Origin of the sequence: Chitinophaga silvatica, assembly GCF_003419895.1 — a bacterium.
Lineage (GTDB): Bacteria > Bacteroidota > Bacteroidia > Chitinophagales > Chitinophagaceae > Chitinophaga > Chitinophaga silvatica.
Genome location: NZ_QPMM01000001.1, coordinates 48,171 through 61,619, shown reverse-complemented (window position 1 = coordinate 61,619; position 13,449 = coordinate 48,171). Strand labels below are relative to the sequence as shown.

Here is a 13,449-nt window from a genome sequence, read left to right as displayed (position 1 = left end):
CAATCTTCGGACCATTTATCCGAAACTGTCCATAAAATAACTATTTCATACATTCATCGAGCAAAATGCCGTAAAATTCTTGCAGGGTTCTGCCAGAAGCCCTTACCTGCTGAGGCAAGATACTGTTTTCTGATTGTCCGGGCATCGTATTAGCTTCAAGAAAAAATAATTTTCCGGTTGCTTCTTCGTAAATGAAGTCGATACGAGCTATTCCCTTAAAATTAAGTTGGTTATAGATTGCAGTAGCAGCCTGCTGTACCTGGCTGGTAATAGCATCTGAAACAGGAGCAGGAGTTATTTCGTTGGTGATACCAGGGGTATATTTGGCTTCATAATCGAAGAATTCCTTGCTGGTAACGATTTCAGTAATTGGCAATACATTTACCTTACCGTCGGCTTTGAAGATTCCAATGGTCAGTTCCCTACCTTTAATAAACTCTTCGATCAGCACCTGGCTATCTTCTTTAAAAGCTTTCTGAATAGCAGGTTCCAGTTCTTCAGCCGCACTAACTTTAGACATGCCAATGCTGCTACCACCTTCGGCAGGTTTAACAAAAACCGGCAGTTTCAATTTATTAAAAATATCGGTTGAATTGAAAGGCTGATCGCGGAAGATGTGAACAGACTTAGAAACGTTTACCACATCCAGAGTAGCTACTACTTTATTGCAATAACCTTTATTGAAAGTAAGGGCTGAAGTAACCATTCCACAGCTGGTATAAGGGATATCCAGCATTTCGAAGTAGCCTTGCAGGCGGCCATCTTCGCCGGGGGTACCATGAATACCGATAAAAACGGCATCAAATTTTACTTTTTGCCCATTTAAAGTGAGTGAAAAATCATTTTTATCAACTTCGGTTACCTGGCCATCATTGCCAGTATGGCTCCAGCTATCTTTAGTGATTACTATCTTATATACGTTGTATTTATTACTATCGAGATTCTTTTCTATGGTAACAGCGCTTTGAACAGAGATCACATATTCTCCGGAATAGCCGCCGGCTACTAAAGCTATATTCTTCTTCATAAGATTTTTTACAATAAGCGGTTAAAGTTAACGGTTTCTCGCAAAGGAGCAAAGAAAGCAGAGGAGCATACGATTTTTATATTTTTCTGGCGGAGACGCATAAGAAGCAAAGAAGCATAAGAAATTTTAATAATAAAAGAAATTGATTTTCCTTTAAAAATTAAAAAAAACTTATGCTTCTTTGCTTCTTATGCTTCTCTGCGAGAAAAATTCTTTGCGAGAAAAATTAAACGTGCAGTTTTGCTTTCTTAGCAAGCAGTTCGTCAACGGTTTCCTCGTACATTTCGTCTGGTACGCAGCAATCTACCGGGCAAACGGCAGCGCATTGAGGTTCTTCGTGGAAACCCTGGCACTCAGTACATTTATTAGGAACGATGTAATAAGATTCAACACTAATAGGAGCATTACGCTGGTCGGCATCCATTACACTGCCATCCATCAGGCTGTAAGCACCTTTAACCGAAGTGCCATCGGCAATCGCCCATTCAACACCTCCCTCATATATCGCATTGTTGGGGCACTCTGGTTCGCAGGCGCCACAATTAATACATTCGTCTGTTATCTTAATTGCCATAGAGTAAACTTTTTGATTAAGTAGTAAGCCATTAATTTTGTGGAACAAAAATAAAATTTTCCCGGTTTAATTAGGTCAATTATTTAAATAGTTTCATGAATCTAGCAGAAAAAGAACTCGCCCTGGTACGTTTAGGCCAGTATTTAACGGAAAACAGCCCTGAATTGGCAGCAGTAAAAGAGAGAGCTTTCCGCGCAAACGGCTGGTTTATCCCGTCTTTTATTGATCAGGCGCTGGAAAATATCTCCCGCTATTTTCTGGACCCTAAAGCATTAAGGGAATGGATTGATACCTATCCGAAATTGCAACACCCCGTTACGCCTAAGAAAGTAGGCATTGTAGCAGCGGGGAATATTCCATTGGTAGGGTTTCAGGATTGGCTTTGTGGATTTGTGAGTGGTCACCAAATCAATATGAAGCTATCTAGTAAGGACGATATATTGCTGAGGCATATTATTGAAAAGATGACTGAATGGTACCCTGAAGTAGCCGGTCAGACCGAAATTATGGAGACATTAAAGGGTTGTGACGCCTATATAGCTACCGGAAGTAACAATTCGGCCAGGTATTTTCACTATTATTTTGCAAAATATCCTCATATCATCCGTCATAACAGAACTTCAGCGGCCATTCTTACAGGAGAGGAGACTCCGGAGGAGTTGTCGGCCCTGGCCGATGACATAATGCTGTACTTTGGATTAGGGTGCAGAAATGTTACTAAGGTATATGTACCAGCCAATTATGATTTCCAGCCATTATTAACTGCACTGGAAAAATATAATTACCTGCTGGATCACCATAAATACAAGAACAATTACGATTATAACCTGGCATTGTTATTATTAAACAATGCTCATTATATCAGTAATGGTCTGATTCTGTTACAGGAAGCCACTTCTTTGTTTTCGCCATTAAGCGTGCTAAACTACAGCTATTATGCAGATATGGCCCATTTACAGCAGGAATTAAGCGGAGACCAGTCTTTACAATGCCTGGTTGGAAAATCGTTTACCCCCTTTGGTTATGCACAGCAACCTTCATTACTGGATTACCCGGATGGGGTAGATACAATGCATTTTCTGCTGGAGCTATAGCTCGCAGGCTCGCTGTTTCACGCAGAGTTGCAAAGTTTAATAGTAAGAAAATAAGGATTGAGGCGAATGTTTTTAAGGGAAAATCATAATTCTCCTTAAAAATATTCGCCTCAATTCTTAAAAATCTTTAAAAAATCCTTTTGCACCTTAATATTAGTCTTTGCGCCTTTGCGAGCAATACCCGTCTACTAACAAATTGTCCTACTATCTTGTTATATTGACATAAAGACTGCCAGTATTTGACATTAGCATTAAGTTGTATTTAACGATTGATTTAAAAATGTGTTAAAGTGAATAGAACCTATTGCCTTTGGATACCAGGCACAGTTAAATTTGTATTGAAGGCATGTAAATTGATGATATGCTGACGTAATTATCTATAAATTTATTGTCACAAGCAAACACACTATAATATGAAATTCAAGCAAATTGTTACGACCGTAGCCATAAGCGTTGTAACTGCCGCTGCCTCCATATTTGTGTATGGCAAGTATTTCGAGCAAAGGCGACCAATTTTTGTACAGAATGAATCGGGTGTTCCGGCAAACTATGCCCGTTATATGCCTGGCACGGAAGGAAATGTAAATGCGGCTCCATCGGATTTTACTACCGCAGCCAAGACAGCAGTTCCTGGTGTTGTACATATCAAAACCAAGATCAACCCCCGCCAGATAAATAGCGGTAATATGCAAAAGAGACGTAGCATATTACAGGACTTATTTGGAGATGATTTTTTTGGAGATGAATTCAATGGAGGTGGTGATGGCCGCAGGTATTATATACCAGGCCAGATGGCTTCCGGTTCGGGTGTATTGATTTCTTCCGACGGTTATATAGTTACCAATAATCACGTTGTTGCAGATGCTGATGAAATCAGTGTAGGGCTAAGCAATGGAAATAAAGTTTACAAGGCAAAGCTGGTTGGTGCTGATCCAAGTACTGATCTGGCGGTGATTAAGATTGAAGCTTCCGGTATGCCATACCTCCTTTATGGTAATTCAGACAATGTGGATATAGGCCAATGGGTACTGGCTGTTGGGTATCCTTTAAATCTGGACGCTACAGTTACCGCAGGTATTGTTAGTGCCAAGTCACGTTCAATTGGTATCAACAAAGCATCCAATGGGCGGGTAAATACGGCGATTGAGTCATTTATCCAAACAGATGCGGCGGTAAACCAGGGAAATAGTGGTGGAGCGCTGGTAAATACTGCCGGTGAGCTGGTAGGTATTAACTCTGCAATTGCGTCTCCTACCGGTTCCTATGCGGGTTATTCATATGCAATCCCTGTAAACCTTGTAAAAAAGGTAGTAAACGATATTGTTAAATATGGTAACGTTCAGAGAGCTTATTTAGGTGTGAGATATGCGCCATCTTCAGTAATTGCAAATATGTCGGACGATCAGCTTAAGGAAGCCGGTATTAAGCGGGATGCAAATGGAGTACAGATCACCGATGTAATGCCAAACAGTTCTGCAGCTGCTGCCGGACTTAAAGTTGGCGATATCATTACTGCGGTAAATGGAGTAAGAATTCCTACCACTGCTCAATTAGGTGAACAGGTTGCACGTTACAAACCGGGCGATAAAATCAGCATTACCTATATGCGCGATAACAAGGAATACACCGTGAATAATGTGATCATGCGTAATCTGAAAGGAACTACAGATGTAGTGAAGATCACATCGCTCGACAAACTGGGAGCAGATCTTACAGATCTGAGCAAAGACCAGGCAAGTCGTTTAGGCGTTAATGGCGGTGTACTTGTAAATGATATTGGAAATGGACTTTTGAAAAAACAAACCTCTATGATGCCAGGATTTGTGATTTTAAAAGCCGGAAGCAACAACATAACCAGTGTAGATGATTTAAGTAATGCGCTGGATAAACAGAAGAGTCTGAGATTAACAGGATTCTATCCTGAAAGAGGTGCAGATATCTATTATTACAATATCAACACCAATACAGGCGATACCGAAAATTTGTAAGCAATAATTCCAAAATATAAAAAGCCCCGTTTCCGGTAAGGAACGGGGCTTTTCCATTAAGTCATGCATGTATTGCCTTGAAAAACGTTTCATGCAATCAGCCATATCTATGAAAACCCATATTGAAAATAATATAAGTATATGATATTGTTGTACAATAATTGGCAAATGATATATTTCTACTAGTGAAAGATAAAAAAGGGGCGTTCAACGTAGGGAAATTCAATTTAAAAATTTGATAATTGTAGTTTCAATATTGATTTATCTGCTTTGATCTGAAATAAAAATTCAAAAAAAGGACGTTAAAACCAAAGCTATTATTGGTAACTGCTTTAATCTCAATCATCAACACTATTAAAATCAAAAAAGGAGCATAAGATGCTAATAGCACCTCATGCTCCTTTTTTAAGCTTTTTATTGATTATAAATTAATTACTCCTTTAAGTTGAGTAAAGAATTCATCTTTTTTACGGGAAGAGATTGGGATATTTTTCTGGTCGCTCATGACAACGGCAGTACCCAGACCTTTAATGATCTTAACAATATGATGAATATTGATAAGGAAAGATTTATGCACCCTATAAAAACCTTTATCGGAGAGCATTTCTTCATATTCTTTCAATGATTTTGAAATCAGATGAGAAACATTATTTATGAGCTGGATTTTGGTATAGCTATCAAAAGCCTCGCAATAAATAATATCTTTCAGATCTATTACATTATAACCATCATTAACGGGGATGACAATCTTAGAAAAGGCGTTATCATTATTTTTCACATAGTCTTTAAGGATAGATGCCAGTTCGTTCAATCTACCTTTTTTACTTTTCTTTACCTTTTCCAAAGCGTCTTCCACTTCGCTTACCTTAATAGGTTTAAGCAAATAATCCAATGCGGCAAACTTAATGGCCTGCAAGGCGTATTCCTGGAATGCAGTAATAAAGATAACTTCGAAATTCAGCACAGGGAACATTTCCAGGAGCTGGAAACCATTGTGTGGCGGCATTTCGATATCCAGAAACAATACGTCAATGGGGTTGTTTTTAATCATTTCTGCCGCCTCATTAATATTCTGCGCCTCCCCGACAACTGTTACATCTTTGCAATAGTTTTCGAGAATGTTGCGTAAAATATGGATGTTGCGGACTTCATCGTCTACAATGGCAGCTTTTATATTACTCATAACATCTTAACAATGGGAATCAGAATTTCAACTAAGGTACCTTCCTTATTGCCGAAACCAGATTTAAATTTATCAATAATTTCTAACTTTCCAACACTTCCATTAAAAGATTTTATGATCTGCAATCGCTCCTTAATCACGCTAAGAGCGGTAGATTCGTGCTTGATCAGTCTTGAACTTTTAATGCTGTTTGACTTATCCCAACCAATCCCATCATCGTCGACCGAGCAATAGAGCAGATCGTCAACTATTTCCAATCTGATTTCCAGATATCCGCTGATATTCTTAGGTGCCAATCCGTGTTTAATGGCGTTCTCAACGATTGGTTGAATGATCATTGGTGGGATGTAAATTGTATAGTCTTTTAATGCATCCTCTAAAATGAATTTATAAGTAAAGGAATGTGCAAAACGTATTTTCTCCAGTTCCAGATATCTTGTAAGAAAAGCTATTTCTTCTTCTAAAGAAATATAGGATTTGCGTGAATTATTCAGCATTTGCCGCATTAATGTTGCAAAATCTGATAAGAAATTCAATGCCTGCTTCTCTTCTTTCTCCAGAATCAGGTGTTGAACTGAATTGAGCGAATTGAAAATAAAATGAGGATTCATTTGATTTGTCAGTGCTTTCGCTTCCAGTTCAGCAATACGGCGATTATATTCTGTTTTTCGTTTTTCGGCTTGTTTAATTCGTCTGACAATATATCGTAAAACCACTAAAACCAGTAACAGGCCCGCCAGTAGCAGAATGCCCCTGGACCACCATTGCTGATACCATCTTGGTAAAATAGACACATCAAGATTTAAAGTCTGAGACCAGGTACTTTTATACTTTCTGGCCCTAACCATTAATTTATAATTGCCCGGCTGCAAATCCGGGAATGGAATGATATTCGACATAGTGGTGACCCATCCACTGGTCGTATCCCCCGAAAAATTGTACTGATATTCTACTAAATCAGGTAAATCAAAGACTATCGTTCCAAATTCAGCTTCAAAAGAGGCTTTTCGCTTGTAAAGATGAGTAAAATTATTCAGAGCTAAAAATGTACTGTCGCCATACCTGATATTATTCAGATAAATTACCGGTGGAACGGTGTCGACCGGAATATGATCTGCATTAAAATAACATAATCCGTTAGACGTAGCAATATATAAGGTATCATCATCTGCGTACACTCCTCTGATATCGTCTGACATCAGGCCGTCGTTGGATGTAATATTCCGGGTAATTGCTTTATTTTTTACATCGATCACTGATACTCCGTGATTTGTAGCTACATAGAGCCTGCCGACGCCATCGTAGTATAATTGCTGACAAATATCGCTGGATAAGCCCTGGGCGGTAGACAGGTGTTTAATAACCTTATCGCCCTCCATTACATAAATACCCTTATCGCTGGTACCAATCCATAAGCTACCATCAATCCATTTCAGGTCTTTTATGCTAAGTTTACGTAAGGTATCTGCTCCGGCGGGTATCAATCTCTTTTGATTATCAACACAAAAATATAAACCATTATTAGTACCTACATAATAGGCAGAGTCGTTGATACAGGCAATGGAAGTTACCAACATATCGAGGTCCCCAATCGTATAGTCGTCCAGCGCAATAACCTGATTTTTGGCAGCAACCCTAATCTTCCCGTTGGGAGCAACATCCACATCCTTCAGCATTTTGATAGCTTTCAGAGGAGCCCATTTATAGGTTAGCGTATTGAAATTAAACAACCCGTTATCGGTGCCTATCAATGCATTATCGGTTCCCCGGGGTAGAATAGAGAGTAAACTGTTTCTACCACTGGTAGTATCTATTGTAAATTGTCTGATTTTGTTATTGCCATCCAAAGTGTTGAGAATACCGGCATTCTGTCCGATTAGCAAGACATCATTTTTCTTGTCTTTACTGATACTGAAGATGGAATGGGAATATAGTCCGTTGGTATTATCGAGATAGCTGAAATAGAAATTTTTGTAAGGGATATGATAAACGCCATCTCCGAAGGTGGTAATCCATATATTGCCATCTCTATCTTTCAACAGAGAGGTGATATAGTGATTATCGAGTAACCGGGTAACTTTTCTTTGACCTTTAAAATAGCCTTTCAGGAAGTACAGGGCACGTTGGGTACCGATCCAGAGGTTATCATTATCCAGGCAAATGTGGTTAATATCGTCATGAATTCCCCATTCATCTCCATTAAAAAAGCTGATAGCATCCTTTGAAGAATAGGAATAAAGAGAATTTTTAAGGATTACGATAGCATGACTTCTGATTCGGTTAAGGAATTCAGGATCTTGCAACGAAGTTGTAGGAACCGGATAAATTTTTTGATCGGGGTTGCTTGGATCATGCAGACTTTCCAGGTGGAAAGAGGATTGCAGGGGGCGAAACAGATTTTCATTCCTCATAAGAAAGAAGAGATCTGCATCTGAGGCTCCTAGTTTGTCGTACGTTGTTTTTTTACCATTATATTGAACAATACGATTATTGGTATTTAAGAACCAGATAATGCCACCAGCGCCCTCAAAGGCGTATTGCATGTAGTGGCTACGATTATTGAATAAGAGGGAGCTATCATTTTCTTCGCTGTGAATAATCGATTTATCATAAAAAGACAGTTTACCGTTGAGGGTAAAAAACCAGACCCTCCCTTTGGAATCGGCGGCTAGTTTAATTACATCATTATCGGTAAGGCCATCTTTTTTGGAGTAGTTTCTAAATCGTTTTCCATCGAATTTACTGACACCGGTAGGTGTTGCAAACCAAATAAATCCGTCTTTATCCTGCACGGCAGCATAAACAGTTGCATTGGCAAGGCCATCTTTTACGTTGAAGTTACGGATCATGAGCCCTTGTGCCAGGGATGTTGTAACGCAGTAAAAGAAAGCCAATCCCCATATGACTAAAAAACGGATCAAGGGCATTGGGCTAATATAATGGTTTCAGGAGAAAAAAACATATCCTTTATAAGATCAGGAATTTATTGAAGGAGAATCAATCAATAAATTCCTGATTCAATATGATTCACAGGCCGGCAATTCAAATTTTCTAGTATGCTCTTGCGAATAATACTCTTTCCTTACTAGGTTTACCAGTGAGGATGCAAGTACCTTCTTCCTGAGGATTATCGAGAGGGATACAGCGGATGGTTGCCTTGGTCAGATCTTTAATCTTTTCTTCTGTTTCGGCAGTACCATCCCAGTGAGCGTAAACAAATCCGCCTTTCTCGTCCAATACTTTCTCAAATTCTTCCCAGGTATCAACGCGGGTGATGTGGCTATCGCGGTAATTCTTTGCTTTATCGAACAGATTTTGCTGAATTTGATCGAGTAAGCTCAGGATGCTGGCAGGTAATCCTTCCAGCGGGAGCGACATTTTCTCTTTAGTATCGCGGCGGGCAACTTCCACCATCTGGTTTTCCAGGTCTCTGGCGCCAATGGCTATACGAACCGGAACACCTTTCATTTCGTATTCTGCGAATTTCCATCCCGGGCGGTTATTGTCGTTATCGTCGTACTTCACGCTGATACCAGCGGCGCGTAAGGCTTTAACGATTTCCATTACTTTTTCATCCAATCCGGCTTTTTGATCGGCACCTTTATAGATAGGCACGATTACAACCTGGACAGGAGCGATTTTAGGAGGAAGAACCAGACCCTGATCATCGCTGTGCACCATTATTAAGCCGCCGATGAGACGAGTGGATACGCCCCAGGAGGTAGCCCATACATAATCGAGTTTATTTTCTTTATTAGAGAACTGAACATCGAAAGCTTTGGCAAAATTCTGGCCGAGGAAGTGGGAGGTACCAGCCTGCAAGGCTTTACCATCCTGCATGAGCGCTTCGATACAGTAGGTATCTACAGCACCGGCGAATCTTTCGCTAGGAGATTTCACACCTCTTACGACAGGAACTGCCATATAGTTTTCAGCGAAATCGGCGTATACATTCAGCATCTGGCGAGTTTCTGCAACGGCTTCGTCAGCGGTGGCATGGGCAGTATGGCCTTCCTGCCACAGGAATTCGGCAGTTCTGAGGAAAAGGCGGGTGCGCATTTCCCAGCGAACAACGTTGGCCCACTGATTAATTAATAATGGGAGATCGCGATAGGATTGGATCCAATCTTTATAAGTATTCCAGATAATTGTTTCAGAAGTAGGTCGAACGATGAGTTCTTCTTCGAGTTTAGCTTCCGGGTCTACCACTACCCCACCGCCATTGGGGTCGTTTTTCAGGCGGTAATGGGTTACAACGGCGCACTCTTTGGCGAAACCTTCTACGTGGTCAGCTTCTTTACTCAGAAAGCTTTTAGGGATGAACAGCGGGAAATACGCATTCTGGTGGCCGGTTTCTTTAAATTTGCGATCCAAAATATCGCGCATTGCTTCCCACAACGCAAAACCGTATGGTTTAATTACCATGCATCCACGAACGGCAGAGTAATCTGCCAATCCGCCTTTCAGGACGAGGTCGTTATACCATTTAGAATAGTCTTCCGAACGAGCTGTAATCTCTTTACTCATAAAATTTATTGCTTATTTATATATCTAAGGCTTTTAATCTTTTCCCAACAAATTTATCCAGTAAAAAATAAACCTGCAACTGTTAAATTTTAAGGCTGAATTGGCTTAATTTTTGACTTTCATATGAAAGAAGAAAATGCCACAAACATAGATGAAAAACATAACTGTGCAAATAGTTATCACAAAATAATATGGTACAAAAGGCGCTGTATGTAACTTAAATACTGATTAATCCGTTAAAAAGAAGTAAATTTACCCAACGAATCACGCTTAAAATATATTTCAAATGAAGCCTATATTATACGTTGGACTGGCTGCATCACTCGCCTTGGGCGGCTGTGCCAGTACTTATAAAACGGCTCAGACACCGGACGATGTTTACTACTCTCCACGTCAGCAGCAACGGAATACCTATGCCTCTAGCAATGGTTCTAATGGAAATAGTCGCCAGGATGAAAATGCAAATTATGTAGAGGCTGTTGATGATGGCGGCACCTATGTAACCTACCAGGATGAGGACCAGGGGGATTATCAACGTCGTTTGAACCGTTTTGGCAATGCTAATACATATTCCGGTGGTTACATGGATGGTTATAATGCAGCTTCCAATATGTATATGAACAGCTTCTACGGAGGCGGATTGGGAATGGCATATAGCCCATACAGCAGTTTTTATCCATACAGCAGCTTTGGCATGAGCTTCGGCTGGGGTAGCAGTTTCTATCGTCCATGGAGCTTTGGCTACGGCGGTGGATTTGGTTATCCTTACATCGGTAGCTACTGGCCCGGATATTACAGCTATTATCCAACCTACTACTACCCATATTATGGTGGTGGCTACTACGGTGGTGGATATTACCACGGTGGCGGCGGTTATGCCAATTACAGATCTCCGTCTTATGGTCCTGTAAGAAGTGGTAACGAAAGAATTATTACCAGATCACCGAATAATAATAACGGAGGTGTTACCGGTGGAAATGGTTATGTGCGTCCGGCAAGAGGTGGTTTCCAACCTACTAACGGTGGTTATAACAATGGAAATACTACTCCAAACGCCAGTGAAAGACCACGCAGAATCTTCCAGCAATCTTCCAATGAAAGACCTGTGGTTACCAGACCTTCTGTAGATAACAGCAATAATAATAATAACAATACTTATTCCCGCCCTCAACGCGTAGAATATAGCAGACCTGCACCAGCACCTGCTCCTGCACCAGTTTCAAGACCTAGCTACTCTCCTAGCCCTAGTTCTGGCGGTAGCAGCGGTGGAGGTGGTGGTTACAGCCGCCCTGTTAGAGGAGGACGTTAAAATATTATCATGATAAGCGTAGCCTAAAAAACTACGCTTATTTTTTACCTTGCACAAGTTTTACGCTGATAACACGTTATACCTGTCTTAAGTACAATCAACATTAGCCTGCAAAGCAACCATTTTAGTATATGAATAAGAGACTATTACCTCTTTTAGGAGGCCTGTTCCTTTCTGTGACAGCCGTGGCCCAGAGTTCCAATGATGCTTTACTTTATTCACCCATGCAGCCTTTAGGTACTGCCAGAACACAAGCACTTGGCGGTGTGGGGGTTGGACTCGGAGGAGATTATTCCTCTGCTCACCTCAATCCGGCCGGAATTGGTGTTTTTAAAACCGGTGAATTCATGTTATCCGCAGGAGTAGGTATCACCAACACTACCTCCAATTATCTTGGTAATAATAAACTCGATAACACCGGCAACAAAACCAACTTCCAAATACCTAATATCGGAGTTGTTTTTGCCATGAATAAAGGTAATGGTCCTGATAGATGGAATAATGTCAGCGTTTCTGTAGGAGTAACCCGACTGGCTAACTACAACAGCAAAACTGCAATAGCCGGCGTAAATATGAATTCATCCTACAGCAATAGCTGGGTTGACGGATTACACGGTGCCAATCTCAGTTACTACGAAACAGGAGATCCAATCGGCGCCAGCCTCGCGTATAACTCCTTATTAATAGATACTATACGCGTTAACGGCGATCCAACCAACCTCAATGCCTTTAGCCTCGCAGATCCTAAAAGACCTATAGGTGGCGCTTTGACCGCTGGCATTACACAACGCGGTACCATCACCAAGGAAGGTGGACTCAATGAATTTGCAATAGGAGTTGGAGGTAATTACGGCGACCGTTTGTACATAGGCGGTAGTCTTGTTGCTCCTTCCATCAACTATCAGGAAACTTTCTCCTGGTCGGAAGATGACAGAGATAACAGTAAAACCAATTACTTTGGGTATTTCGACTATAACAAATATATTAAACGTACAGGACTGGGTATTGGAGCCAAATTAGGCGTACTCTATAAAATTTCTGATAGATTCAGACTGGGTGGAGCATTCCATACTCCTGTTTTCTACAGCATTCATGACAGTTACTCCGCCGATATGGTTACCAACACAGAAAATTATGCTGGCGAGGTTTCTGTAAACTCAGGCCAACTTACCAATGATGGCGGACCACAGTTGTTTGACTACAACTATGTAACTCCACTTAAATTATTAGCTGGTGCTTCCTTCTTCTTTGGAGATATCACTGATCCCAAAAAGCCGCAGGGATTTATTTCTGCTGATTATGAGTATGTTAATCAGGCTTCTGCAAAGTTCAAAATGAGCAGCGACAGAGATTATGAGAGAATGCTAAATAACAATATCAGTGCTATTTACAAATCGGCTTCCAATATCCGTGTAGGTGCCGAATTGAAATTCCTTTCCCTATATGCGATCCGCGGCGGTTTTGCAGCTTATGGTAACCCTTATAGCAGCGACTCCTATAACGCAGGAACTGATGCAACAACAACTGTACTCAGCGGTGGATTGGGTTTACGTAGCAAAGGATTATATGTTGATTTAACTTACAGCTTAGCACAATCTTCTTATAGATACCGCCCTTATATTACTGCTGATCCGGCAAACACTCCTTCTGCTGCAATCGTTGATTACAACAGAAGCAATATAATGATGACGGTAGGCTTCAAATTTTAGTGTCTATGGTTTAAAATACAAAGGGCTGACTTATAGTC

9 protein-coding genes are annotated in these 13,449 nt (G+C 40.6%); 4 read left to right on the top strand and 5 right to left on the bottom strand.

All coding sequences use genetic code 11. The features are described from left to right. Positions 1–40: 40 nt before the first annotated feature. Together DVR12_RS00205 and DVR12_RS00200 are read right to left on the bottom strand one after the other, a co-directional pair. A complete protein-coding gene (locus DVR12_RS00205) occupies positions 41–1,027 on the bottom strand; it encodes a D-alanine--D-alanine ligase (protein WP_116973441.1) in 987 nt (328 codons plus the stop codon). Between the two features lie 226 nt (positions 1,028–1,253). After that, positions 1,254–1,601 carry a 4Fe-4S dicluster domain-containing protein gene (locus tag DVR12_RS00200; protein ID WP_116973440.1) on the bottom strand — a complete coding sequence of 116 codons (348 nt, stop codon included), beginning with the start codon at positions 1,599–1,601 and terminating at the stop codon, positions 1,254–1,256. Positions 1,602–1,696: 95 nt separating this feature from the next. Between DVR12_RS00200 and DVR12_RS00195 the strand changes: the two genes are divergently transcribed. Beyond that, positions 1,697–2,695, top strand: coding sequence for an acyl-CoA reductase (locus tag DVR12_RS00195; protein ID WP_116973439.1), 999 nt, complete (start codon positions 1,697–1,699; stop codon positions 2,693–2,695). 413 nt (positions 2,696–3,108) lie between these two features. Further along, positions 3,109–4,683 (top strand): trypsin-like peptidase domain-containing protein, encoded by a 1,575-nt coding sequence (locus DVR12_RS00190; protein WP_116973438.1) that lies wholly within the window; start codon positions 3,109–3,111, stop codon positions 4,681–4,683. Positions 4,684–5,104: 421 nt separating this feature from the next. On the opposite strand, the gene DVR12_RS00185 is transcribed toward DVR12_RS00190, so the two are convergent. The 3 genes from DVR12_RS00185 to proS all read right to left on the bottom strand — a co-directional run bounded on the left by DVR12_RS00185 (position 5,105) and on the right by proS (position 10,393). Further along, positions 5,105–5,866 (bottom strand): LytR/AlgR family response regulator transcription factor, encoded by a 762-nt coding sequence (locus tag DVR12_RS00185; protein WP_078672331.1) that lies wholly within the window; start codon positions 5,864–5,866, stop codon positions 5,105–5,107. Next, positions 5,863–8,793: a sensor histidine kinase gene (locus tag DVR12_RS00180; RefSeq protein WP_116973437.1), complete on the bottom strand. Its 2,931-nt coding sequence runs from the start codon at positions 8,791–8,793 to the stop codon at positions 5,863–5,865. Before DVR12_RS00180 ends, DVR12_RS00185 begins: the two co-directional genes overlap by 4 nt. A 124-nt stretch (positions 8,794–8,917) precedes the next feature. Beyond that, a complete protein-coding gene (gene proS / locus DVR12_RS00175) occupies positions 8,918–10,393 on the bottom strand; it encodes a proline--tRNA ligase (protein WP_116973436.1) in 1,476 nt (491 codons plus the stop codon). 286 nt (positions 10,394–10,679) lie between these two features. Here proS and DVR12_RS00170 point away from each other — a divergent pair, with 286 nt between their 5' ends. After that, on the top strand, positions 10,680–11,702 hold the full coding sequence (locus DVR12_RS00170) for a hypothetical protein (protein ID WP_116973435.1): 1,023 nt from the start codon (positions 10,680–10,682) through the stop codon (positions 11,700–11,702). Positions 11,703–11,833: 131 nt separating this feature from the next. Beyond that, positions 11,834–13,411 carry an OmpP1/FadL family transporter gene (locus tag DVR12_RS00165; protein ID WP_116973434.1) on the top strand — a complete coding sequence of 526 codons (1,578 nt, stop codon included), beginning with the start codon at positions 11,834–11,836 and terminating at the stop codon, positions 13,409–13,411. The last annotated feature ends 38 nt before the right edge of the window (positions 13,412–13,449 follow it).

Bases quoted from the DNA above. Each gene is read 5' to 3' on its own strand.
- DVR12_RS00190 (WP_116973438.1), top strand. From the start codon at position 3,109: ATGAAATTCAAGCAAATTGTTACGACCGTAGCCATAAGCGTTGTAACT.
- DVR12_RS00180 (WP_116973437.1), bottom strand. From the start codon at position 8,793: ATGCCCTTGATCCGTTTTTTAGTCATATGGGGATTGGCTTTCTTTTAC.
- DVR12_RS00170 (WP_116973435.1), top strand. From the start codon at position 10,680: ATGAAGCCTATATTATACGTTGGACTGGCTGCATCACTCGCCTTGGGC.
- DVR12_RS00165 (WP_116973434.1), top strand. From the start codon at position 11,834: ATGAATAAGAGACTATTACCTCTTTTAGGAGGCCTGTTCCTTTCTGTG.
- DVR12_RS00200 (WP_116973440.1), bottom strand. From the start codon at position 1,601: ATGGCAATTAAGATAACAGACGAATGTATTAATTGTGGCGCCTGCGAA.
- DVR12_RS00195 (WP_116973439.1), top strand. From the start codon at position 1,697: ATGAATCTAGCAGAAAAAGAACTCGCCCTGGTACGTTTAGGCCAGTAT.
- DVR12_RS00205 (WP_116973441.1), bottom strand. From the start codon at position 1,027: ATGAAGAAGAATATAGCTTTAGTAGCCGGCGGCTATTCCGGAGAATAT.
- DVR12_RS00185 (WP_078672331.1), bottom strand. From the start codon at position 5,866: ATGAGTAATATAAAAGCTGCCATTGTAGACGATGAAGTCCGCAACATC.
- proS (WP_116973436.1), bottom strand. From the start codon at position 10,393: ATGAGTAAAGAGATTACAGCTCGTTCGGAAGACTATTCTAAATGGTAT.